The sequence below is a fragment of the Streptomyces sp. NPDC091271 genome (assembly GCF_044757505.1).
Classification (GTDB): Bacteria; Actinomycetota; Actinomycetes; order Streptomycetales; family Streptomycetaceae; genus Streptomyces.
This window is the reverse complement of sequence record NZ_JBIVVD010000005.1, coordinates 328,352-351,382: the sequence shown is the minus strand read 5'-3', so window position 1 is coordinate 351,382 and position 23,031 is coordinate 328,352. Positions and strand designations below refer to the sequence as shown.

The following is a 23,031-nucleotide window of genomic DNA, read 5'->3' as shown; positions in this document are numbered from 1 at the left end:
TCCGCAGCACGCGGTGAAAGCCGCGGAGTCTTCGGCGGGCGGCGCCCATTTCGCCTTCACCGACAGGTGGGGCGGAGTGAGCGCCGTTCCGTACGAGGAGCTCAACCTCGGCGGTGCGGTCGGCGACGATCCCGCCGCCGTCGGCGCGAACCGTGCGCGCGCGGCCCGCTCCCTCGGTCTCGACCCGGACCGGGTGGTCTGGATGAACCAGGTGCACGGGCGTGACGTGGCCGTGGTCGACGGCCCCTGGGGCGACACCGCGGACATCCCCGCGGTGGACGCGGTGGTGACGGCGCGGCGCGGACTCCCGCTCGCGGTGCTCACCGCCGACTGCACACCCGTGCTGCTCGCCGATCCGGCGGCCGGTGTCGTCGCCGCCGCCCACGCGGGAAGGCCCGGCCTGGTCGCGGGAGTCGTACCCGCCGCGGTCGAGGCCATGATCGCGCTCGGGGCGGAACCGTCCCGGATCATCGCGCACACCGGCCCGGCCGTCTGCGGACGGTGTTACGAGGTTCCGGAGCAGATGCGCGCGGAGGTCGCCGAAGCCGTCCCGGCGTCGTGGTCGGAGACCGCTTGGGGAACACCCGCGGTGGACGTCACGGCCGGGGTCCGCGCCCAGCTCGCGGAGCTGGGCGTCGGTGACCTCCACAGCTCGCCGTTCTGCACCCTGGAATCCGGCGACCATTTCTCGTACCGCCGCGACCGCACCACAGGACGGCTCGCCGGATATGTCTGGTTGGACTGATAGGACATGACGGATCGCAGGGCTCAACTCGCGGCAAACCTGGCACAGGTGGAGGAACGTATTGCTTCCGCCTGCGTCTCGGCCGGCCGCAAGCGGGAGGAAGTGACCCTCATCGTGGTCACCAAGACCTACCCCGCGAGCGATGTGCGCATTCTCCACGAACTCGGTGTGCGGCAGGTCGCGGAGAATCGCGATCAGGACGCGGCGCCAAAAGCCGAGGCTTGTGCGGATCTGTCGCTCACATGGCACTTTGTCGGACAGTTGCAGACCAACAAGGTCCGGTCCGTGGCCGGTTATGCCGACGTGGTGCAGTCGGTGGACCGCGTGAAGCTGGTCACCGCACTCTCGGCGGCGGCGGTCCGGGGTGAGCGTGAGCTCGGCTGCCTCATCCAGGTCGCCCTCGACGCCGAGAGCGGTGAGCGAGGGGACCGGGGCGGGGTCGCGCCGGACGCGATCGAGGAGTTGGCGGCCGCGGTGGAAGCGGCGGAAGGCCTCAGACTCGACGGCCTGATGACCGTCGCCCCGCTCGCCGGCCCCTACGCGGGCCGGCAACGGGCCGCGTTCGACCGCCTGATGGAATTCTCATCCCGCCTGCGCGGGAACCATCCGGCTGCGAACATGGTCTCTGCTGGGATGAGCGCGGATCTTGAGGACGCGGTCGCGGCCGGGGCGACACATGTACGCGTCGGTACGGCGGTACTCGGAGTCCGACCCCGGCTCGGGTAACGTCGCGAAGCAAGTCGGACCACAGCAGAAAATATGGTCATTCCCGCTTGAAGCGGGCAGGCCGGAGTGGATCTCGGGCACTTGGTGACACGAATGCCGATCCACCACAGAGCGGAGGACTCGGAGCATGGCCGGCGCGATGCGCAAGATGGCGGTCTACCTCGGCCTCGTGGAGGACGATGGGTACGACGGTCCGGGGTTCGACCCCGACGACGAATTCGAACCCGAGCCGGAGCCCGAGCGGGACCGGCGGCGGCACCAGCCCGCGCATCCTGTGGAGCGGGAACGGGACGAACCGGTGCGATCGGTACAGCCGCCCGCGCCACGGGAACCGGTTCAGCTCCCGGCGGAAAACGGACGACCCGCCCGAATCGCCCCCGTGGCATCCATCACACCTGACCGCCCGAACATGGAGAAGAACGCACCGGTGATCATGCCCAAGGTCGTGTCCGAGCGGGAGCCCTACAGGATCACCACGCTGCACCCCAGGACCTACAACGAGGCCCGTACCATCGGGGAACACTTCCGCGAAGGCACTCCGGTGATCATGAACCTCACGGAGATGGACGACACGGATGCGAAGCGACTTGTCGACTTTGCCGCGGGACTTGTCTTCGGTCTCCATGGCAGCATTGAGCGTGTGACGCAGAAGGTGTTCCTGTTGTCGCCTGCTAACGTCGATGTCACGGCGGAGGACAAGGCCCGCATCGCAGAGGGCGGGTTCTTCAACCAGAGCTGAGAACACCGGGAACAAACTCGGCCGGGTGGCCGGGGCTACGAGAGCCAGGGGAGAGGGAAGCGCGGGACATGGGCATCGCACTGGATGTGGTCTATATCGCGCTGATGTGTTTCCTCATCGTGCTGATCTTCCGGCTGGTCATGGACTATGTCTTCCAGTTCGCACGTTCATGGCAGCCAGGCAAGGCGATGGTGGTCGTTCTCGAGGGCACTTACACTGTCACGGATCCACCACTGAAGCTTCTGCGGCGGTTCATACCGCCGTTGCGTCTCGGGGGCGTGGCACTTGACCTGTCCTTCTTCGTTCTGATGATCATCGTCTACATTCTGCTCAATCTCGTGGGCAAGCTTGCGAGCAGCGTGTGAACGATACGGTCTTGCCGACTGCCGACGACTACGTAGAGGTGAAGAAGAGATGCCGCTGACCCCCGAGGACGTGCGGAACAAGCAGTTCACGACCGTCCGCCTCCGAGAAGGCTATGACGAGGACGAGGTCGATGCCTTCCTCGACGAGGTCGAATCGGAACTGACCCGACTGCTCCGTGAGAACGAGGACCTGCGCGCCAAGCTGGCCGCGGCCACGCGTGCCGCCGCGCAGAACCAGCAGCAGCAGGGAATGCGTAAACCGCCGGAGCAGCAGGACCGGCCAGGGGCCCCGGTGCCCGCCGCCATATCTGGTCCGCCGGTACAGCAGCAGCAGCCCCCGCAGATGGGTCCCCCCCAGCTGCCCGGTGGAGCTCCGCAGCTGCCTGCCGGTCCCAGCGGCCATGGCCCCCAGGGTGGCCACGGTCCCGGTCCGCAGGGCCCGCACGGCCCCGGCCCGATGCAGGGCGGTCCGATGGGTGGCCCGATGGGCGGCCCCATGGGCGGTCACGCACCACAGCAGCAGATGCAGCAGATGCAGCAGCAGCAGCAGCAGATGCAGCAGCCCGGTCAGGGCGGTCCCGGTGGCGACAGCGCCGCCCGTGTCCTCTCCCTTGCTCAGCAGACCGCCGACCAGGCGATCGCGGAGGCCCGTTCCGAGGCCAACAAGATCGTCGGCGAGGCGCGTAGCCGTGCCGAGGGCCTCGAGCGTGACGCCCGTGCCAAGGCGGACGCCCTGGAGCGGGACGCGCAGGAGAAGCACCGCGTGGCGATGGGCTCGCTGGAGTCTGCCCGCGCGACGCTGGAGCGCAAGGTCGAGGACCTGCGTGGCTTCGAGCGCGAGTACCGGACCCGTCTGAAGTCCTACCTGGAGAGCCAGCTGCGTCAGCTGGAGACCCAGGCCGACGACTCGCTGGCTCCGCCGCGGACGCCCGCCGCCGCCTCGCTGCCGCCGTCGCCTTCGCTGGCTCCGGCCGGTGCGGGTGCGATGGGGCACACCATGGGTGGCAACCACGGTGGTCACGGCAACCAGCAGATGGGTGGCGGCAACCAGTCGATGGGCGGTGGCCCGTCCTACGGCGGCGGCCAGCAGCAGATGTCGCCCGCGATGACGCAGCCGATGGCACCGGTGCGGCCGCAGGCGCCGCAGCCGATGCAGCAGGCGCCGTCGCCGATGCGTGGGTTCCTGATCGACGAGGACGACAACTGAGCGGTTCGCGCTCGCTGAGCGCGTAGCCGTCGGCAGGCTGAGGGCCGGGCCCCGGGTTTTCCCGGGGCCCGGCCCTTTTGTGTGCCCTGTTCCCGGGGGCTCCGCCCCCGGACCCCCGCTCCTCAATCGCCGGAGGGGCTTGATTCTGCCCTGCTCGGTTCGATTCCCAGGGCCGCAATTCCAGCCTCGCCGGCGTTTGAGGCGCGGGGTCCGGGGCGGAGCCCCGGGTTCGGGAAGGGGCGGGTAGGGGAACAGCAGAGGGCCCGGCCGGAGCGTGTCCGGCCGGGCCCTCTGCGTGTTGCTGGTTACCGCTCCGTCCTGCGGAGGCGGAACGTGAGGGACAGGCCCTCGTCCTCGAACGGGGTGCCGTACGTGTCGTCCGCCTCGCCCTGCGCGTAGTCCAGGGCCAGGACCTCGTCCGCGATCAGCGTCGCGTGGGCGGTCAGGGCCTCGGCCGTCGCGGGGGACGCGGACGTCCAGCGGACCGCGATCCGGTCCGCCACGTCCAGGCCGCTGTTCTTGCGTGCCTCCTGGATCAGCCGGATCGCGTCACGGGCGAGTCCTGCGGCCCGCAGCTCCGGGGTGATCTCCAGGTCCAGGGCGACCGTCGCGCCCGAGTCGGAGGCCACCGACCAGCCCTCCCGGGGGGTCTCCGTGATGATGACCTCGTCGGGGGCGAGAGTGATCTGCTCACCCTCGACCTCCACCGAGGCCGTGCCCTCCCTCAGAGCCAGCGACAGCGCTGCCGCGTCGGCGTTCGCGACGGCCTTGGCCACCGCCTGGACACCCTTGCCGAACCGCTTGCCCAGCGCGCGGAAGTTCGCCTTCGCCGTGGTGTCGACCAGTGAGCCGCCGACCTCCGAGAGCGAGGCCAGGGAGGAGACGTTCAGCTCCTCCGTGATCTGGGCCCGCAGCTCCGGTGTGAGCGACTCGAAGCCCGAGGCCGCGACCAGGGCCCGCGACAGCGGCTGCCGGGTCTTGACCCCCGACTCGGCACGCGTGGCACGGCCGAGCTCCACCAGGCGGCGCACCAGCGCCATCTGCGAGGAGAGCGCCGGGTCGATCGCCGCCGGGTCCGCCTTCGGCCAGTCGGACAGGTGCACCGACTCAGGGGCGTCCGGGGTGACGGGAACGATCAGGTCCTGCCAGACCCGCTCACTGATGAACGGCGTCAGCGGGGCCAGCAGCCGGGTGATTGTCTCCACGACCTCGTGCAGCGTGCGCAGCGCCGCCTTGTCGCCCTGCCAGAAGCGGCGGCGCGAGCGGCGGACGTACCAGTTGGACAGGTCGTCGACGAACGCCGAGAGCAGCTTGCCGGCGCGCTGGGTGTCGTAACCCTCCAGAGCCTTGGTGACCCCGTCCACCAGGGCGCCGAGTTCGCTCAGCAGCCAGCGGTCCAGGACCGTGCGGTCGGCGGGGGCGGGGTCTGCCGCCGACGGCGCCCAGTTCGACGTACGGGCGTACAGCGCCTGGAAGGCCACCGTGTTCCAGTACGTGAGGAGCGTCTTGCGGACGACCTCCTGGATCGTGCCGTGGCCCACCCTGCGCGCGGCCCAGGGGGAGCCGCCCGCCGCCATGAACCAGCGGACCGCGTCGGCGCCGTGCTGGTCCATCAGCGGGATCGGGTCGAGGGTGTTGCCCAGGTGCTTGGACATCTTCCGGCCGTCCTCGGCGAGGATGTGGCCCAGGCAGACCACGTTCTCGTAACTGGACTTGTCGAAGACGAGCGTGCCGACCGCCATCAGCGTGTAGAACCAGCCGCGGGTCTGGTCGATGGCCTCCGAGATGAACTGCGCCGGATAGCGGGACTCGAAGACCTCCTTGTTCTTGTACGGGTAGCCCCACTGCGCGAACGGCATCGAACCCGAGTCGTACCAGGCGTCGATGACCTCCGGGACGCGGTACGCCTCCAGCTGGCAGTTCTCGTGGGAGCAGGTGAACGTGATCTCGTCGACGAACGGCCGGTGCGGGTCCAGCCCCGTCTGGTCGGCGCCGGTGAGCTCCGACAGCTCGGCGCGGGAGCCCACGCAGGTCAGGTGCTCGTCCTCGCAGCGCCAGATCGGCAGCGGGGTGCCCCAGTAGCGGTTACGCGACAGTGCCCAGTCGACGTTGTTGGTCAGCCAGTCGCCGAAGCGGCCGTTCTTGACCGAGTCCGGGAACCAGTTGGTCTTCTCGTTCTCCTGGAGCAGCCGGTCCTTGACCGCCGTCGTGCGGATGTACCAGGACGGCTGCGCGTAGTACAGCAAGGCGGTGTGGCAGCGCCAGCAGTGCGGGTAGCTGTGCTCGTACGGGACGTGGCGGAAGAGCTTGCCGCGCGCGGCCAGATCCTCGGTGAGAGCTTCGTCGGCCTTCTTGAAGAAGACGCCGCCGACCAGCGGGAGGTCCTCCTCGAAGGTGCCGTCGGGCCGGACCGGGTTGACGACCGGCAGGCCGTACGCGCGGCAGACGAGGAGGTCGTCGGCGCCGAAGGCGGGGGACTGGTGGACCAGACCCGTGCCGTCCTCGGTCGTGACGTACTCGGCGTTGACGACGTAGTGCGCCTCGCTCGGGAACTCGACGAACTGGAACGGGCGTTCGTACGTCCACCGCTCCATCTCGCGGCCGGTGAAGGACTCGCCGGTGAGCTCCCAGCCCTCGCCGAGCGCCTTCTCGACCAGCGGCCGGGCCACCACGAGCTTCTCCTCGCCGTTCGTCGCGACGACGTAGGTGACGTCGGGGTGCGCGGCGACGGCGGTGTTGGAGACCAGGGTCCACGGCGTGGTCGTCCAGACCAGCAGCGCGGCCTCGCCGGCCAGCGGTCCGGACGTGAGCGGGAAGCGTACGAAGACCGAGGGGTCGACGACCGTCTCGTAACCCTGGGCCAGCTCGTGGTCCGAGAGGCCGGTGCCGCAGCGGGGGCACCAGGGGGCGACGCGGTGGTCCTGGACCAGCAGGTCCTTGTTGAAGATCTCCTTCAGCGACCACCACACGGAGTCGACGTACTCGGGGTCCATCGTGCGGTAGGCGTCGTCCAGGTCGACCCAGTAACCCATGCGGGTCGTGAGCTCGCTGAACGCGTCGGTGTGGCGGGTCACGGACTCACGGCACTTCGCGTTGAACTCGGCGATGCCGTAGGCCTCGATGTCCTTCTTGCCGTTGAAGCCCAGCTCCTTCTCCACCGCGAGCTCGACCGGCAGGCCGTGGCAGTCCCAGCCGGCCTTGCGGCCGACGTGGTAGCCCTGCATGGTGCGGAAGCGCGGGAAGACGTCCTTGAAGACGCGGGCCTCGATGTGGTGGGCCCCGGGCATGCCGTTGGCCGTCGGGGGGCCCTCGTAGAAGACCCACTCGGGGCGGCCCTCGGACTGTTCGAGGCTCTTGTCGAAGACCTTGTTGTCGCGCCAGAAGTCGAGCACGGCGTGCTCGAGGGCGGGCAGGTCGACCTGGGCGGGTACCTGGCGGTACTGCGGCGATGTCATGTGCGGGCTTCCTCCGGCGGACGTCTTCCACTTCCGTCGGAGGGACGAGAGCCTGATCAGCTCCCGCGGTACCACCCTCCTTGGCCCCGGGCATGCACCCGTGGCCCCCTCATTGGGGTCGCGATGCCGGGTCTAGTCGCCCTGTGTCCGTGGGCTGGCCCACTGTCCAAAGCTTTCTTCCGGCGGCTCCGGGCTGATCTTCACGGCGCGCTCACCCCCGGGCTCCCACCGTCCCCGGGTCGCTCCTGGCTGCGTACGACGCTACTCGTCCCGTCCATGCCTCTCGCTGCGGCCAGTGTACGGGCCCTCGCGGGCGACGGCCGACCGGTTTTCGACCGACGGGTACGTGGAAGGCGCTTGCACCCGAATGGCCAGTCGGTGCGGACGGAGTCTCCGGAGAGCGCGCGGGGGCGGATTACCGGGCGGGGAGCTGGGCACAACGGTTGCAGGCGCGCCACCGACCGGCAGCGGGAGGGGGCGAACCGGCGGCGTGCCCCGTTGCCGCGGAGCTGGGGTCGATTTATCGTCCCAGCACGATTCGCGTGCAAGATCACAATATGTGAAGGGGCCGCGGCCATGGTGGCGAAGAAGACCGCCGCATCGAGTTCGGCGTCCGGGAGATCCACGGCTGCGGCTGCCGAGGAGAAGGCCGCCGGGGAGAAGACGGCGGAGCATCCGCCGGAACCGGAACAGGCCGGCAAGGACCCGGCGCACCACGAGCCGGCGAAGAAGAGCACGGCGAGGAAAAGCGCGGCGAAGAAGAGCACGGCGAAGAAGAGCGCAGCCAAGAAGGCGTCGAAGAAGGCCACGGGGGCGGCCCAGGCCGCCGAGCAGACAGGAGCCCACACGGTGGTAGCCAAGAAGAGCGCGGCCCGGACCACGGCTGTAGGAGAGGGCACCGCGACCGCGGTCCCCCCGGCCAGGGCCGGCGCCGCGACGGCGCCCGGAGACCTGGCGGTCAGGCCGGGGGAGGACCCCTGGACCCCGGAGGAGGTCGACGCGGCGCGGACCGGGCTGACCGGCGAGGTCCTGCGGCTGCGCACCGAGCTGGAGGCGTCGGGCGCGGCGCTCGCCGGTCTGATGCGAGACTCCGGGGACGGAGCGGGGGACGACGACGCGGACACCGGCACGAAGAACATCACCCGGGAGCACGAGCTCTCCCTGGCGGCCCACGCCCAGGAGACCCTGGACCAGACCGAGCGGGCGCTCGCCAGGCTCGACGCGGGCACCTACGGGCTCTGCGAGGTCTGCGGCAAGCCGATCGGCAAGGCGCGGATGCAGGCCTTCCCCCGGGCCACGCTCTGCGTCGAGGACAAGCAGAAGCAGGAGCGGCGCGGCTAGGCGCCTTCCGTCCGGGCCGGGGTCCGGCCCGGACGGAAGACCTCAGGGGCCGGGCCCCGATGGAAGAGTCTCCAGGGCCGGGCCGGACCCGGACGGAAAACCACAAGGCCCGCGGAAGCCGGGAGGACCGGGTCCTGGCGCCCCTGATCCCCCGGGTGTGTCGTACCCTCGTCCTCAGTCAGGCACCTAGGTTGAGGGACTCACGTGGCAGAGGCGGAGCGCATCATCGGTACGCCGGACATCCCTGATGCCGAGGGGGCCGACGGGGCTGAGCCCCAGCAGCCCGCCGGGGGCTCGACCCCGGCAGGGAGCGACGAGCCCGGCAGCGGCCGGGGCAGGAAGAAGATCCTGGTACTGCTCGGTGTGGCCGTCCTGGCCTACCTCCTGGACCTGATCAGCAAGATGATCGTGGTCGCGAAGCTGGAGCACGAGGAGCCGATCGAGATCTTCGGCGACTGGCTGAAGCTCGACGCGATCCGCAACGCGGGCGCCGCCTTCGGGATCGGCGAGGCGTTCACCGTGATCTTCACCGCCATCGCGGCCGTCGTGATCATCGTGATCATCAGGCTCGCCCGCAAGCTCTACAGCCTGCCCTGGGCCATCGCCCTGGGACTGCTGCTCGGCGGAGCGCTGGGCAACCTCACCGACCGCATCTTCCGCGCGCCCGGCGTCTTCGAGGGCGCGGTGGTCGACTTCATCGCCCCCGCGCACTTCGCCGTCTTCAACCTCGCCGACTCGGCGATCGTCTGCGGCGGAATCCTCATCGTGATCCTCTCCTTCAAGGGCCTGGACCCCGACGGCACCGTGCACAAGGACTAGCGGGCGCAAGGCATACTCGACTGGTGAGTACGTATCCCGAGGTCCGCACCCTGCCCGTACCCGACGGCCTGGAGGGCGAGCGTGTCGACGCCGCCATCTCCCGGATGTTCGGTTTCTCCCGCACCAAGGCCGCCGAGCTGGCCGCTGCCGGGAAGGTCCAGGTGGACGGCGCGGTGGCCGGGAAGTCCGAGCGGGTGCACGGCGGTGCCTGGCTGGAAGTGGAGATGCCCCAGGCACCCGCTCCGGTCCAGGTCGTCGCCGAGCCCGTCGCGGGCATGGAGATCGTCCATGACGACGACGACATAGTCGTCATCATGAAGCCGGTCGGCGTCGCCGCCCACCCCAGCCCCGGCTGGACCGGCACCACCGTCATCGGTGGCCTCGCCGCGGCCGGCTACCGCATCTCGACGTCGGGCGCCGCCGAGCGCCAGGGCATCGTGCACCGGCTGGACGTCGGCACCTCCGGCCTGATGGTCGTGGCCAAGTCCGAGCGGGCGTACACCCTGCTCAAGGCGCAGTTCCGCGACCGGGTCGTCGAGAAGAAGTACCACGCCCTCGTGCAGGGCCACCCCGACCCGATGAGCGGCACCATCGACGCCCCCATCGGCCGTCACCCGCAGCACGACTACAAGTGGGCCGTCACCGCCGAGGGCAAGCCCTCCGTGACGCACTACGACCTCATCGAGGCCTACCGCGCGGCCAGCCTGCTCGACATCAAGCTGGAGACCGGGCGCACGCACCAGATCCGCGTGCACATGTCCGCGCACCGCCACCCCTGCGTCGGAGACCTGACCTACGGCGCCGACCCCACGCTGGCCAAGCGCCTCGGCCTGACCCGGCAGTGGCTGCACGCGGTCCGGCTCGGCTTCGAGCACCCGGCCGACGGCGGCTGGGTCGAATTCGAGAGCGGCTACCCGGACGACCTGCGCCATGCCCTCGACACGATCGCAGCGGAGAGCGAATGAACCCCGGGCCCGCCCCGTACAGCACCCGCAGGGCCCTCGGCGAGAGCGATCTCGCGGCGTGCTTCCAGGTCCGCAAGGACGTCTTCGTCGGCGAGCAGCAGGTCCCCGAGGAGATCGAGTACGACGCCCACGACGCTTCCGCGGTGCACGTCATCGCCGTGGCCGCCGACGGCTCCGCGCTCGGCACGGGACGGCTGCTGCACGGCGAGGACGCGGCGGACAGGACCGGCGGCGACCTGGCCGTCGGTTCGCTCGGCCGGCTCGCCGTGACGCGCGAGGCCCGCGGACTGGGCGTCGGGGCCGCGCTGGTCCGCGCCATAGAGGAACAGGCCCGCACGCTCGGCCTGGCCGCCGTGGACCTGCACGCCCAGACGCACGCGCTCGGCTTCTACGAGCGGCTCGGCTACGCGGCGTACGGCCCCGAGTTCCCGGACGCCGGGATTCCGCACCGGGCCATGCGCCGCGCGCTCTGACCCACGTGGCCCGCAGGGGGCTGCCGCAGGTCCGCGGGGTGCTCGTGACAGGCTGGGAGCTCTGACCGGCTGATCAACACGGGCCCGGAGGCCCGCGCGCGCTGCGGAAGGCACAACGTGGACCAGATGGCGCTCCTGCTCCTGCTCCTGCTCGGAGCGGTGGTCACGGTGCCGCTCGGGGAGCGCCTGCGTCTCCCGGCACCCATCCTGATGACCCTCGCCGGGATCGTCATGGCCTTCGCCAGCTTCGTCCCCGACGTGGACATCCCGCCGGAGTTCATCCTCCCCGCCCTCCTGCCGCCGCTGCTCTACGCCTCCGTGCAGCGCACCTCCTGGCGGCAGTTCGCGGCCAACCGGCGGCCGATCTTCCTGCTGGCCGTCGCCCTCGTCTTCGTCACCACGGCAGCCGTCGCGGCCGTCGCGAACGCGCTCGTACCGGGTCTGCCGATCGCCGCCGCCGTGGCCCTGGGGGCGCTCGTCGCCCCGCCCGATCCGGTCGCCGCGACGGCCGTGGCCGGATCGGTCGGGCTGCCGCGCCGGCTCGTGTCGATCCTGGAGGGCGAGGGGCTGTTCAACGACGTCACGGCCATCGTCCTCTACCACGTGGCGATCGCCGCCGCCGTCAGCGGCACCTTCTCGCTGCCGGCCGCGTTCGGACTGCTCGTCCTCTCCGCCGTCGTCGCCGTGGTGGTCGGCCTGGTGCTCGGCTGGCTCACCATCAAACTCATGGGGTACCTGGGAGACACCACCCTCCAGGTCGGCCTGACCCTCCTCGTGCCGTTCGTCAGTTACGTACTCGCCGAGGAGCTGATGGGTTCGGGCGTGCTCGCCGTCCTCACCACCGCGCTCTTCCTCGCCGAACACACCGCGGACGCCGACGACGTCCTCGGGCGGCTCACCGGCCGGTCCTTCTGGGAGATCGTCGACACCCTCATCACCGGCGTGGCCTTCGGCCTGATCGGCCTCGAACTCCACAACGTCTTCGGTACCGCCGACGGACACGAACTGCGGCTGCTGGGCTGGGGCCTCGCCGTCGCCGCGGTCGTCATCGGCGTCCGGCTCCTGTGGCTGCTGCCCGCCGCCTGGCTCGCCAAGCGGCTGCACACCCGGCGTGACGTCAGCGAGGAGATCCCCACCGGCGTGCGCGAGACCGTCATCATGTGGTGGGCGGGGATGCGGGGAGTCGCCTCCGTCGCGCTGGCGCTGGCGATCCCGCTGGAGACGGACGACGGCAAGCCGTTCCCCGGCCGGGACGAGATCGTCTTCATCGCCTTCGTCGTCATCATGGTGACCCTCGTCCTCCAGGGCCTGACCCTGCCGTGGCTCGTGCGCAAGCTAGGCGTCCGGGCGGACACCGAGGCCGAGCAGGCACTGGAGCGCGACCTCGCGATCCGGGCGGCCAGGGCGGCCAAGACCCGCCTCAAGGAGGTCCAGGACACCGAGGGACTCCCCGAGGAGGTCCTGGAGCGGCTGCAGCGCGCCGCGTACGACATCGGGGCGAGGATCAGCCCTGACATGGTCGACGAGGAGCGGCGCGAGGCGTACGCGCAGCGCGCCGAGCGCTTCAAGGAGGTCGCCCGGATCCAGCGCGAGATGATGTCCGCCGCCCGTCACGCGGTGCTCGCCGCGCGCAGCGAGCCCGGGGCGGACCCCGAGGTGGTGGACCGGGTGCTGCGCTACCTGGACGTACGCAGCCTGCGCTGACCGGCCCACCCGCCCGGGGGCCGCTCAGCCACGTCCAGTGCGGGGCGCCTTGTCCGGGGTCGGCACATGACCGTTGGACGACGTCAGGCCGGCGTCCGCACCCGTCAGCTCCCGCCAGTGGTCGCCCGGCGGCAGCGCCGCCGGCGACGTCACGACCCGGGGCAGCGCGTACGGGTGGTTGTCCCGGAGCCAGCCGATCATCTGCTCCCGCACCGCGCAGCGCACCGTCCAGATGTCGTCCGCGTCCTTCGCGGTGACCACCGCCCGCACCTCGATCGTGGTCGGGGTGGTGTCCGTGACCGCCAGGGACCAGTCGCGGCCGTCCCAGGCCGCGCACTCGCCGAGGATGTCGCGCAGCCGGTCACGCATCGCCGCGACCGGGGCCGAGTGGTCGAGCTGGAAGAAGACGGTGCCGGTCATCTGCACGCCGCCCCGCGACCAGTTCTCGAACGGGTTGCTCGTGAAGTAGGACACGGGCATCGTGAACCGCCGCTCGTCCCAGGTCCGCACGGTGAGGAAGGTCAGGGTGATCTCCTCCACCGTGCCCCATTCCCCGTCCACCACCACGGTGTCGCCGAGCCGCACCATGTCGCCGAAGGCGATCTGGAACCCGGCGAAGAGGTTGCCGAGCGTCGACTGGGCCGCGACACCGGCGACGATGCCGAGCACACCGGCCGAGGCCAGCATCGACGTGCCGACCGTCTGCATCGCGGGGAAGGTGAGCAGCATCGCGGCGACCGCGACCGTCGCCACCACCGCGGTGACCACACGCTGGATCAGCGTGACCTGGGTCCGGACCCGGCGGACACGGGCGGGGTCGCGGGTGGAGGTCGCGTAACGGGCGTACGAGGACTGGACGATCGTGGCGGCGACGCGGATCACCAGCCAGGCCGACGCCGCGATCAGCACCAGGGTCAGGACCTGCCCGAGCGCGTCCCGGTTGTCCCGCACGACGTCGAGCCGGAGCTGGTCGAAGCTGGCCCTCAGCAACGCCGTGCAGAGGACCACCTGCATGGGCGGACGGCAGAGCCGCAGCAGGCCCCAGAGCGGGGTCTCGTGATGGCGGCTGTCGGCGCGGCGCAGCAGCAGATCGACCAGCCACCCCACCAGCAGGGTGATCAGCAGCGACCCGCCCAGCACGAGCACCGGCCGCAGTACGTTCTCCATTCGGTCGTCCTCCAAGAGTCGGGGCAGGCCTGGCACCATGGACCGCATGAACATCATGCTTTTCCACTCGATCTACGGTCTGAGGCCGGCCGTGCACGCTTCCGCCGAACGGCTGCGCGCAGCAGGGCACGAGGTGCGCGTGCCCGATCTCTTCGAGGGGCACACCTTCGAAACGGTCGAGGACGGAATGGCCTTCAAGGAACAGGTGGGCAAGGAGGAGCTGCTCAAGCGCGCCGTCCTGGCCGCAGCGCCCTACTCCGACCAGGGCCTCGTGTACGCGGGATTCTCGTTCGGTGCGTCCGTGGCGCAGACCCTCTCGCTCGGCGACGCCAAGGCCCGCGGCCTGCTGCTGCTCCACGGCACGTCGGACATCGCCGAGAACGCCTCGGTGGACGAGCTGCCCGTACAGCTGCACGTCGCCGACCCCGACGTGTACGAGTCGCCGGACTGGCTGAACAGCTGGTACCTCCAGATGCAGCGGACCGGGGCCGACGTCGAGATCTACCGCTATCCCGGGGCCGGGCACCTCTACACCGACCCCGATCTGCCCGACTTCGACCAGGACGCCGCCGACCTGACCTGGAAGGTGGCGCTCGGCTTCCTCGCCACGCTGTAGTCACACGCAGGGGCCGCGCACCCCGGTGCGCGGCCCCTGCGTGGGCCTCCGCCGGTCAGCGCACCGGCGCGTTCACCCGCTCGATCCGCTGGGTGCCGCTGAGCGTGCGGTAGGAACGGACCCAGGACGACGTCGCGTCCTTCGCGGTCTTGTCGGAGACCGCGTAGTAGTCCATCTGTGAACGCTCGGCCGTCACGTCGAGGACGCCGTAGCCGTGCGAGTCCAGATCGACCCACTTCACATGGCGGTTGGCGGTCCTCACCGCCGCCGCGGCGACGAGCGACACCGTCTGGGGGGCCACCCTCAGGATGTCGTCCAGGTTGTCCGAGGTCACCGACGTCACCACGAACTCGGTGGCCGCGGAGGCGGAGAGCGGATAGGTCGCGGCCTTCACGGGTACGTCGTTGGCCCACGCCATGTGGATGTCGCCGGTCAGGAAGACCGTGTCGCGGACGCCCTGGTCCCGCAGATGGGAGATCAGCTCCTTGCGGTCGTCCGTGTAGCCGTCCCACTGGTCGACGTTGACCGCCAGCCCCTCCGCGGGCAGCCCCAGCAGCTCCGCGAGCGGCGCGAGCAGATGCGCCGGCAGCGCCCCGAAGGCGACCGGCGAGATCATCACCGAGGTGCCGACGAGCTTCCAGCGGGCATCCGACGCGGCCAGCCCGGCCTTCAGCCAGTCCAGCTGCGCCCGCCCCGTGATCGAGCGCCCGGGGTCGTCGACCGCGCCGTCGCCGATCGACGCCTGCTCGGAACGGAAGCTGCGCAGGTCGAGCAGGTGCAGCTCGGCGAGAGCGCCGAAGCTCAGACGCCGGTACACGGTGCCCTCGGTGGACGCACGGACCGGCATCCACTCGAAGTACGCCTGCTTCGCGGCGGCCACCCGGGCGGCCCAGGAACCCTCCGTGCCGGGGGTGTGGTTCTCGGCTCCCCCCGCCCAGGCGTCGTTGGCGAACTCGTGGTCGTCCCAGATCGCGATCACCGGGTGGGCGGCGTGCAGCGCCTGGAGATCCGTGTCCGTCTTGTACGTGGCGTGCCGGAGGCGGTAGTCGCCGAGGGTGAGGATCTCGTGCAGCGGGGCGTGGGGGCGTACGACGGTGTCCTGGGTCGGGTAACTGCCCGACGCGTACTCGTAGATGTAGTCGCCCAGGTGCAGCACGGCGTCGAGGTCGGCGCGGTCCGCGAGGTGGCGGTACGGGGAGAACCAGCCGGCCTCCCAGTTGGCGCAGGAGACCACCCCGAACCGGATCCCGGCGACGGCGGCCCCGGCGGCGGGCGCGGTGCGGGTGCGGCCCACGGGGGAGAGGACGCCCTGCCCGCCCTCGGACCCGCCCGGGGGAGCCGAGAAGCGGAACCAGTAGGTCGTGGCCGGGCGCAGCCCCCGGACATCGGCCTTGACGGTGTGGTCCGCGCCGGCCCGCGCGACGGCCGTGCCGCGGGCGGCGACCCTGGAGAAGGCCTTGTCCTCGGCGATCTCCCAGACCACCGGCGTATCGGCGCCGAGGCCCGAGCCGGGCACGGCGTCCGGGGAGGGGGTGACGCGGGTCCACAGGAGTATGCCGTCGGGCAGCGGGTCGCCGGAGGCGACACCGTGCAGGAAGGCGGGGCCGTCGGCGGCGTGGGCGCCGGTGGCGGTGAGCACGGTGCCGGCGACCGCGGTGGCGGCGGCGGCCTTCACGACCGTGCGGCGGCTGGGTGAGGCGGAGAGGAGTCGTCTGGTCACGGAGGATCACCCTACTGGCGGGTAGAGCGAACAGGCGGGCGAACAAAGGAAGTTCGCCCGCCTGTTGGCCGGATGACACCCGGAGTTGTGCCCGCGGTACCCGTCGGGCCGCGGGTTCTCCTGTCAGCCCTTCAGCGCCTTGGTGACAGCCGCGTTGAAGTCGGCCACCGTCATGGGCGCGTTCTTGCTGCCCTCGGCGGTGAGCGTCTTGCCGTCCATCTTGAGGGTCGGCGTGCCCTCGACCCCGCTCTTGTCGAATGCCTTGGACATCTTGATCGCCCAGGCGTCGTACGTGCCGTCCTCGACGTCCTTCTGGAACGCCTTGTTGCCCTTCAGCGCGTCCACCGTGTCCGCCACCTCGATCAGGTAGCTGTCCTTGGCGAACTTGTCGGAGGTCTCCTCGGGGTGGTACTTCGCGGAGTACAGGGCGGTCTTGTACTCCAGGAAGGCGTCGGGGCTCACGTTCAGCGCCGCGCCGAGCGCGCTCAGGGCGTTCTTCGAGCCCTCGCCGTTGTCCGAGTTGTCGATGAAGGTCGCACCGACGTACTTGATCTTGTACTTGCCGGCGTCGACGTCCTTGGCCACGGTCTCGCCGACCGTCTGCTCGAACGTGGCGCAGATCGGGCAGCGCGAGTCCTCGTACAGCTCCAACGTCTTCTTGGCGCTCGACTCGCCGATCACGACGGTCGTGCCGTCGTCACCCGAGGTGTTCTTGGGGGCGGTGACGTTCTTCGCGTCCGCTGCCGCCTCCCAGGCGGAGGGCTTGTTCAGCTGCATCACGCCGTAGCTGACACCGCCGGCGATCGCGAGCACGGCGACGACCGAGACGCCGACGACGATCTGCTTGCGAGTCTTGTCCTTCTTGGCCTGGCGCTCGCGCTCCGCGCGCAGCCGCTCGCGGGCGGCGGACTTGTTGGCCTGGGTGTTGCGCTTGCTCATGGGGGTGCTCCGTGGAGGTGGGGTGGCTCGGGGGACTTACCGCGTACTCAGGCAGGGGTGGGAGCCGGACGCGGTGGGCCCCTCCGGCCCACGGAGTGCACCAGGAAGCGGGCCGGGGCGAGCGGGTGCGGGCGCCCGGCGCGCCGGGCGTCGGACCGCACGCGGCGGCGGGCCGTGCCCACCACGGCGACCGCGGTGAGCAGCGGCCGGAAGGCGACGGCGGCGGCCGCGCGCAGCAGCCCCGCGAGCGCGGACTCGCCGCGACGCAGCCAGGCGGCGGCCAGCAGGCCGACCGCCACGTGCGCGGCCAGCAGCAGCCAGGGGACAGCGGGACCGGGCGAGGCCAGCAGGGCGGCGGCCTGGCCGCCCTCGCCCGTCACCCCGGCCAGCGGTGTGCCGACCGAGGCCACCTCGGACAGGCCGTCGGCGCCGCGCCCCGACTCGCCGCCGCAGAGCACGTCGACGCCCACGGAGCGCAGCGGGCCCGCGATCGGGCCGCCCGCCGCCCCGTAACAGAGGTGCTGGCCGGTGGTGAAGACCGTGTCGGCGGCCAGCTCCAGCGGGACCAGCAGCCCGGCGATCGCGCCGAAGCCGCGCTCCCGGCCCGCCAGCGCGAACGACACGGCGAAGACGGCCCCGGCCAGCAGCGCCACGGCGGCGAGCGGCAGCGGGACCCGGGAGAGCAGCACATGGGACGCGGACGAGAGCGTGACGACGAGCGCGGTGAACAGCGCCGCGCGTACCGCTCTGATCGGTGTCCCTGATACGTCCATCGCCGGAGAGTTTGCCATGCGTTCCTGTATGGGAGCCCTAAGGATCTGCGGGCCGGGACCGGGGGCCCTGGGCCGTGTCCGACCTAGAGGCCCGGGATGCGGCCGTTGCGGAAGAGGTCGACGAAGATCTGGTGATCGGCACGGGCGCGCGCCCCGTAGCTGTGCGCGAAGTCCACCAGCAGGTCGGCGAAGCCCTCCTCGTCGGCGGCGATGGCCGCGTCGATCGCACGCTCCGTGGAGAACGGCACGAGCGAGTGTCCGCTCTCGTCGTCCGCCGCCGAGTGCATCGTCGCCGTGGCCCGGCCGAGATCGGCGACCACCGCCGCGATCTCCTCCGGCTCGTCGATGTCGGACCAGTCCAGATCGACCGCGTACGGGGAGACCTCGGCGACCAGCTGCCCGGACCCGTCCAGCTCGGTCCAGCCCAGCCACGGGTCGGCGTGCGCCTGGAGGGCGCGCTGCGAGATCACCGTGCGGTGCCCCTCGTGCTGGAAGTAGTCCCGCACGGCCGCGTCCGTGATGTGCCGGGACACGGCCGGGGTCTGCGCCTGCTTGAGGTAGATCACCACATCGTTCTCCAGGGCGTCGCTGTTGCCCTCCAGAAGGATGTTGTACGAGGGCAGGCCGGCCGACCCGATGCCGATGCCCCGGCGGCCGACGACGTCCTTCACCCGGTACGAGTCGGGGCGCGTGAGGCTCGACTCCGGCAGCGTCTCCAGATAGCCGTCGAACGCCGCGAGCACCTTGTACCGCGTCGCCGCGTCCAGATCGATCGCGCCGCCGTCGGCGGTGAACCGGCGCTCGAAGTCCCGGATCTCCGTCATCGAGTCCAGCAGACCGAACCGGGTCAGCGCCCGGGCGTCGCGCAGCGCGCCGAGCAGCGGACCGTCGGCGGTGTCCAGGGTGAAGGGCGGCACCTCGTCGTTCTTGGCGCCCGTCGCCAGGGCGTGGATCCGCTCCCGGTACGCGGCGGCGTAGACCCGGACGAGCTCGGTGATCTGGTCGTCGCCCAGCGCCTTCGCGTAACCGATCAGGGCGACGGAGGCGGCGAAGCGCTTGAGGTCCCAGGTGAAGGGGCCCACGTAGGCCTCGTCGAAGTCGTTGACGTTGAACACGAGCCGGCCGTTGGCGTCCATGTACGTGCCGAAATTCTCGGCGTGCAGATCGCCGTGGATCCACACCCTGCTCGTGCGCTCGTCCAGATAGGCGCCGGTGTGCTGCTCACGGTCCAGATCGGCGTAGAAGAGGCCGGCCGAGCCCCGGTAGAACGCGAAGGCAGAGCCCGCCATCTTGCGGAACTTGACCCGGAAGGCTGCGGGGTCGGCGGCCAGGAGCTGCCCGAACGCGGTGTCGAAAACTGCGAGAATCTGCTCCCCGCGCTGCTCTGCGCCGGTCTGCGTGTCCGACATCGCTGGGTGCCTCCTGGTACATGGCGTTCATGACAAATGGGACGGGCGTCCCCGGTCTTCCAACGCGCGACCGTACCCCGGAGTGCCCGTCGCTTGTCACCTCGGAGACGTAGACTTCCACGCTGTCCCCCTCAGCCGTCATCCCGAGTTTTTCCGGAGGCACAGCGCCGTGACCAAGCCGCCCTTCACGCACCTGCACGTCCACACCCAGTACTCGCTGCTGGACGGTGCCGCGCGGCTCAAGGACATGTTCGAGGCGGCGAACACGATGGGCATGTCGCACATCGCGATGACCGACCACGGCAACCTCCACGGCGCCTACGACTTCTTCCACTCGGCCAAGAAGGCGGACGTGACGCCGATCATCGGGATCGAGGCGTACGTCGCCCCCGCGTCCCGCAAGCACAAGCGCAAGATCCAGTGGGGCCAGCCGCACCAGAAGCGGGACGACGTCTCGGGCTCCGGTGGTTACACCCACAAGACGATCTGGGCGGCAAACAGCACGGGACTGCACAACCTCTTCAAGCTCTCCTCGGACGCGTACGCCGAGGGCTGGCTGCAGAAGTGGCCGCGCATGGACAAGGAGACCATCTCCCAGTGGTCCGAGGGCCTGATCGCCTCCACGGGGTGCCCCTCGGGTGAGCTGCAGACCCGCCTGCGCCTCGGCCAGTTCGACGAGGCGGTCAAGGCGGCCTCCGAGTACCAGGACATCTTCGGCAAGGACCGGTACTTCCTGGAGCTGATGGACCACGGCATCGACATCGAGCGCCGGGTCCGCGACGACCTGCTGCGGGTCGGCAAGAAGCTCGGCATCCCGCCGCTCGTGACGAACGACTCGCACTACACCTACGCCAACGAGGCGACGGCGCACGACGCGCTGCTCTGCATCCAGACCGGCAAGAACCTCTCCGACCCGGACCGCTTCCGCTTCGACGGCACGGGCTACTACCTGAAGACGACGGACGAGATGTACGCCGTCGACTCCTCGGACGCCTGGCAGGAGGGCTGCGCCAACACCCTGCTGGTCGCGCAGCAGATCGACACCACCGGCATGTTCGAGAAGCGCGACCTGATGCCGAAGTTCGACATCCCGGAGGGCTTCACCGAGGTCACCTGGTTCCAGGAGGAGGTCCGGGTCGGCATGGATCGCCGCTACCCCGGAGGCGTCCCCGAGGACCGGCAGAAGCAGGCCGAGTACGAGATGGACATCATCATCCAGATGGGGTTCCCGGGGTACTTCCTGGTCGTCGCAGACTTCATCATGTGGGCCAAGAACAACGGCATCGCGGTCGGCCCCGGCCGTGGTTCCGCCGCCGGTTCGATCGTCGCGTACGCCATGGGCATCACCGACCTCGACCCGATCACCCACGGGCTGATCTTCGAGCGCTTCCTCAACCCGGAGCGCGTCTCCATGCCCGACGTCGACATCGACTTCGACGAGCGCAGGCGCGTCGAGGTGATCCGGTACGTCACCGAGAAGTACGGCGCCGACAAGGTCGCCATGATCGGCACCTACGGCAAGATCAAGGCCAAGAACGCCATCAAGGACTCCGCGCGCGTCCTCGGCTACCCCTACGCGATGGGCGACCGCCTCACCAAGGCCATGCCCGCCGACGTCCTCGGCAAGGGCATCGACCTCAGCGGCATCACCGACCCCAAGCACCCGCGCTACAGCGAGGCGGGCGAGATCCGGGGGATGTACGAGAACGAGCCGGACGTCCAGAAGGTCATCGACACCGCCAAGGGCGTCGAGGGCCTCGTCCGGCAGATGGGTGTGCACGCAGCGGGCGTGATCATGTCCAGCGAGCCCATCGTCGACCACGCCCCGGTCTGGGTGAGGCACACCGACGGCGTCACCATCACGCAGTGGGACTACCCCCAGTGCGAGTCGCTCGGCCTGCTGAAGATGGACTTCCTCGGCCTGCGCAACCTGACGATCATGGACGACGCCATCAAGATGGTGAAGGCCAACAAGGGCGTCGACCTGGAGATGCTCTCCCTGCCGCTGGACGACCCCAAGACGTACGAACTGCTCTGCCGCGGCGACACGCTCGGGGTGTTCCAGTTCGACGGCGGCCCGATGCGCTCGCTCCTGCGCCAGATGCAGCCCGACAACTTCGAGGACATCTCCGCAGTCTCGGCCCTCTACCGGCCGGGCCCGATGGGAATGAACTCGCACACGAACTACGCCGAGCGCAAGAACGCCCGGCAGGAGATCACCCCGATCCACCCGGAGCTGGAGGAGCCCCTCAAGGAGGTCCTCGGCCTCACCTACGGCCTGATCGTCTACCAGGAGCAGGTGCAGAAGGCCGCCCAGATCGTCGCCGGGTACTCGCTCGGCGAGGCCGACATCCTGCGCCGCGTGATGGGCAAGAAGAAGGCCGACGAGCTGGCGAAGAACTTCGTCCTCTTCGAGGCGGGCGCCAAGAAGAACGGCTTCTCCGACGCGGCGATCAAGGCCCTGTGGGACGTCCTGGTGCCCTTCGCCGGATACGCGTTCAACAAGGCGCACTCCTCCGCGTACGGCCTGGTCACCTACTGGACCGCCTACCTCAAGGCGAACTACCCCGCCGAGTACATGGCGGCCCTTCTGACCTCCGTCAAGGACGACAAGGACAAGTCCGCGGTCTACCTCAACGAGTGCCGGCGCATGGGCATCAAGGTGCTCCCGCCGAACGTCAACGAGTCCGAGCCGAACTTCGCCGCCCAGGGCGACGACGTGATCCTCTTCGGCCTGACCGCCGTCCGCAACGTCGGGACGAACGTGGTCGACTCGATCATCAGGTGCCGCAAGGCGAAGGGGAAGTACTCCACGTTCCCCGACTTCCTCGACAAGGTCGAAGCGGTCGTCTGCAACAAGCGCACCGTCGAGTCGCTCATCAAGGCCGGCGCCTTCGACGAGATGGGGCACACCCGTAAGGGGCTCGTCGCCCACCACGAGCCGATGATCGACAACGTGGTGCAGGTCAAGCGCAAGGAGGCCGAGGGACAGTTCGACCTCTTCGGCGGAGGGGACGAGACGAGCGACGAGCCTGGCTTCGGTCTCGACGTGGAGTTCTCGGACATCGAGTGGGAGAAGTCCTACCTGCTCGCGCAGGAGCGCGAGATGCTCGGGCTGTACGTCTCCGACCACCCGCTCTTCGGCCTTGAGCACGTCCTGTCCGACAAGTCGGACGCGGCGATCTCGCAGCTCACGGGCGGTGAGCACTCCGACGGTGCGATCGTCACCGTGGGAGGCATCATCTCCGGCCTCCAGCGCAAGATGACCAAGCAGGGCAACGCCTGGGCCATCGCGACCGTGGAGGACCTCGCGGGCTCCATCGAGTGCATGTTCTTCCCCGCGACCTACCAGCTGGTCTCCACCCAGCTCGTCGAGGACACCGTCGTCTTCGTCAAGGGACGCCTCGACAAGCGTGAGGACGTGCCGCGCCTCGTCGCCATGGAGATGCAGGTCCCCGACATCTCCAACGCCGGGTCCAACGCGCCCGTCGTCCTGACGATCCCCACGGTGCGGGTCACCCCGCCCATGGTCAGCCGGCTCGGCGAGGTCCTCAGCAACCACCGCGGCGACACCGAGGTGCGCATCAGGCTCCAGGGCCCCCGCAAGACCACCGTGCTCCGGCTCGACCGGCACCGCGTCAAGCCGGACCCCGCCCTCTTCGGCGACCTGAAGGTGCTGCTCGGCCCGTCCTGCCTGGCCGGCTGACGGTCCTCCCCGCACCCACGAGAGGGGCGGCCCCCCCCCGGGGGGGGGGCCCCCCCCCCCCCCCCCCCCCGGCCCCCGGGCGGGGGGGGGGCAGCCCGTGAGGTGGGTGGGCGCGCCCGCCGCCGGGGTGGCCGGCGCCCGGGGCAGGGGGGGGGGGTGGGG

18 protein-coding genes are annotated in these 23,031 nt (G+C 70.2%); 12 read left to right on the top strand and 6 right to left on the bottom strand.

Going from position 1 to position 23,031, the window contains the following annotated elements; translation table 11 throughout:
• Positions 1-13 precede the first annotated feature (13 nt).
• The 5 genes from pgeF to ACIQM3_RS22710 all read left to right on the top strand — a co-directional run bounded on the left by pgeF (position 14) and on the right by ACIQM3_RS22710 (position 3,782).
• Positions 14-745, top strand: a complete 732-nt coding sequence (gene pgeF, locus ACIQM3_RS22730) for a peptidoglycan editing factor PgeF (protein WP_401627018.1) — start codon at positions 14-16, stop codon at positions 743-745.
• A 6-nt stretch (positions 746-751) separates the two neighbouring features.
• Positions 752-1,471, top strand: coding sequence for a YggS family pyridoxal phosphate-dependent enzyme (locus ACIQM3_RS22725; RefSeq protein ID WP_401627017.1), 720 nt, complete (start codon positions 752-754; stop codon positions 1,469-1,471).
• A 127-nt stretch (positions 1,472-1,598) separates the two neighbouring features.
• Positions 1,599-2,210 (top strand): cell division protein SepF, encoded by a 612-nt coding sequence (locus ACIQM3_RS22720; RefSeq protein WP_401627016.1) that lies wholly within the window; start codon positions 1,599-1,601, stop codon positions 2,208-2,210.
• Positions 2,211-2,278: 68 nt separating this feature from the next.
• Complete coding sequence (locus tag ACIQM3_RS22715; RefSeq protein WP_104789816.1) at positions 2,279-2,575, top strand: YggT family protein; 297 nt, start codon at positions 2,279-2,281, stop codon at positions 2,573-2,575.
• Between the two features lie 49 nt (positions 2,576-2,624).
• Complete coding sequence (locus ACIQM3_RS22710) at positions 2,625-3,782, top strand: DivIVA domain-containing protein (RefSeq protein WP_401627015.1); 1,158 nt, start codon at positions 2,625-2,627, stop codon at positions 3,780-3,782.
• A gap of 305 nt (positions 3,783-4,087) precedes the next feature.
• On the opposite strand, the gene ileS is transcribed toward ACIQM3_RS22710, so the two are convergent.
• Complete coding sequence (gene ileS, locus ACIQM3_RS22705; RefSeq protein WP_401627014.1) at positions 4,088-7,237, bottom strand: isoleucine--tRNA ligase; 3,150 nt, start codon at positions 7,235-7,237, stop codon at positions 4,088-4,090.
• Positions 7,238-7,813: 576 nt separating this feature from the next.
• On the opposite strand from ileS, the gene ACIQM3_RS22700 reads away from it, so the two are divergent.
• From ACIQM3_RS22700 to ACIQM3_RS22680, 5 genes are all read left to right on the top strand, one after another.
• Positions 7,814-8,578 carry a TraR/DksA family transcriptional regulator gene (locus tag ACIQM3_RS22700; protein ID WP_401627012.1) on the top strand — a complete coding sequence of 255 codons (765 nt, stop codon included), beginning with the start codon at positions 7,814-7,816 and terminating at the stop codon, positions 8,576-8,578.
• A gap of 204 nt (positions 8,579-8,782) precedes the next feature.
• Entirely contained in the window at positions 8,783-9,397 is a 615-nt protein-coding gene (gene lspA / locus ACIQM3_RS22695; protein ID WP_401627011.1) for a signal peptidase II, read from the top strand.
• Positions 9,398-9,420: 23 nt separating this feature from the next.
• The gene (locus ACIQM3_RS22690; protein ID WP_401627009.1) at positions 9,421-10,362 is read left to right on the top strand and encodes an RluA family pseudouridine synthase; all 942 of its coding nucleotides are present in this window, start codon (positions 9,421-9,423) and stop codon (positions 10,360-10,362) included.
• Positions 10,359-10,835, top strand: coding sequence for a GNAT family N-acetyltransferase (locus tag ACIQM3_RS22685; protein ID WP_401627007.1), 477 nt, complete (start codon positions 10,359-10,361; stop codon positions 10,833-10,835). Before ACIQM3_RS22690 ends, ACIQM3_RS22685 begins: the two co-directional genes overlap by 4 nt.
• A 117-nt stretch (positions 10,836-10,952) precedes the next feature.
• A complete protein-coding gene (locus ACIQM3_RS22680) occupies positions 10,953-12,539 on the top strand; it encodes a Na+/H+ antiporter (protein ID WP_401627005.1) in 1,587 nt (528 codons plus the stop codon).
• Positions 12,540-12,563: 24 nt separating this feature from the next.
• Here the strand turns inward: ACIQM3_RS22680 and ACIQM3_RS22675 are convergent, their stop codons facing one another.
• Positions 12,564-13,706: a mechanosensitive ion channel family protein gene (locus tag ACIQM3_RS22675; protein ID WP_401627003.1), complete on the bottom strand. Its 1,143-nt coding sequence runs from the start codon at positions 13,704-13,706 to the stop codon at positions 12,564-12,566.
• A gap of 37 nt (positions 13,707-13,743) precedes the next feature.
• On the opposite strand from ACIQM3_RS22675, the gene ACIQM3_RS22670 reads away from it, so the two are divergent.
• Positions 13,744-14,322 carry a dienelactone hydrolase family protein gene (locus ACIQM3_RS22670; RefSeq protein ID WP_401627001.1) on the top strand — a complete coding sequence of 193 codons (579 nt, stop codon included), beginning with the start codon at positions 13,744-13,746 and terminating at the stop codon, positions 14,320-14,322.
• Positions 14,323-14,377: 55 nt separating this feature from the next.
• Here the strand turns inward: ACIQM3_RS22670 and ACIQM3_RS22665 are convergent, their stop codons facing one another.
• The 4 genes from ACIQM3_RS22665 to ACIQM3_RS22650 all read right to left on the bottom strand — a co-directional run bounded on the left by ACIQM3_RS22665 (position 14,378) and on the right by ACIQM3_RS22650 (position 19,163).
• The gene (locus ACIQM3_RS22665; protein WP_401626999.1) at positions 14,378-16,042 is read right to left on the bottom strand and encodes an alkaline phosphatase D family protein; all 1,665 of its coding nucleotides are present in this window, start codon (positions 16,040-16,042) and stop codon (positions 14,378-14,380) included.
• A 123-nt stretch (positions 16,043-16,165) separates the two neighbouring features.
• A complete protein-coding gene (locus ACIQM3_RS22660; RefSeq protein WP_401626998.1) occupies positions 16,166-16,981 on the bottom strand; it encodes a thioredoxin domain-containing protein in 816 nt (271 codons plus the stop codon).
• Positions 16,982-17,028: 47 nt separating this feature from the next.
• Positions 17,029-17,754 carry a hypothetical protein gene (locus ACIQM3_RS22655; RefSeq protein ID WP_401627439.1) on the bottom strand — a complete coding sequence of 242 codons (726 nt, stop codon included), beginning with the start codon at positions 17,752-17,754 and terminating at the stop codon, positions 17,029-17,031.
• Positions 17,755-17,837: 83 nt separating this feature from the next.
• Positions 17,838-19,163, bottom strand: a complete 1,326-nt coding sequence (locus ACIQM3_RS22650) for a DUF2252 domain-containing protein (RefSeq protein WP_401626996.1) — start codon at positions 19,161-19,163, stop codon at positions 17,838-17,840.
• A gap of 169 nt (positions 19,164-19,332) precedes the next feature.
• On the opposite strand from ACIQM3_RS22650, the gene dnaE reads away from it, so the two are divergent.
• Positions 19,333-22,869 carry a DNA polymerase III subunit alpha gene (dnaE, locus tag ACIQM3_RS22645; RefSeq protein ID WP_401626994.1) on the top strand — a complete coding sequence of 1,179 codons (3,537 nt, stop codon included), beginning with the start codon at positions 19,333-19,335 and terminating at the stop codon, positions 22,867-22,869.
• The last annotated feature ends 162 nt before the right edge of the window (positions 22,870-23,031 follow it).

Coding starts and splice junctions, on each gene's coding strand:
- ACIQM3_RS22710 (WP_401627015.1), top strand. CDS start 2,625: ATGCCGCTGACCCCCGAGGACGTGCGGAACAAGCAGTTCACGACCGTC.
- ileS (WP_401627014.1), bottom strand. CDS start 7,237: ATGACATCGCCGCAGTACCGCCAGGTACCCGCCCAGGTCGACCTGCCC.
- ACIQM3_RS22655 (WP_401627439.1), bottom strand. CDS start 17,754: ATGGACGTATCAGGGACACCGATCAGAGCGGTACGCGCGGCGCTGTTC.
- ACIQM3_RS22675 (WP_401627003.1), bottom strand. CDS start 13,706: ATGGAGAACGTACTGCGGCCGGTGCTCGTGCTGGGCGGGTCGCTGCTG.
- ACIQM3_RS22685 (WP_401627007.1), top strand. CDS start 10,359: ATGAACCCCGGGCCCGCCCCGTACAGCACCCGCAGGGCCCTCGGCGAG.
- ACIQM3_RS22660 (WP_401626998.1), bottom strand. CDS start 16,981: ATGAGCAAGCGCAACACCCAGGCCAACAAGTCCGCCGCCCGCGAGCGG.
- ACIQM3_RS22650 (WP_401626996.1), bottom strand. CDS start 19,163: ATGTCGGACACGCAGACCGGCGCAGAGCAGCGCGGGGAGCAGATTCTC.
- ACIQM3_RS22670 (WP_401627001.1), top strand. CDS start 13,744: ATGGACCGCATGAACATCATGCTTTTCCACTCGATCTACGGTCTGAGG.
- ACIQM3_RS22715 (WP_104789816.1), top strand. CDS start 2,279: ATGGGCATCGCACTGGATGTGGTCTATATCGCGCTGATGTGTTTCCTC.
- ACIQM3_RS22725 (WP_401627017.1), top strand. CDS start 752: ATGACGGATCGCAGGGCTCAACTCGCGGCAAACCTGGCACAGGTGGAG.
- ACIQM3_RS22720 (WP_401627016.1), top strand. CDS start 1,599: ATGGCCGGCGCGATGCGCAAGATGGCGGTCTACCTCGGCCTCGTGGAG.
- ACIQM3_RS22700 (WP_401627012.1), top strand. CDS start 7,814: ATGGTGGCGAAGAAGACCGCCGCATCGAGTTCGGCGTCCGGGAGATCC.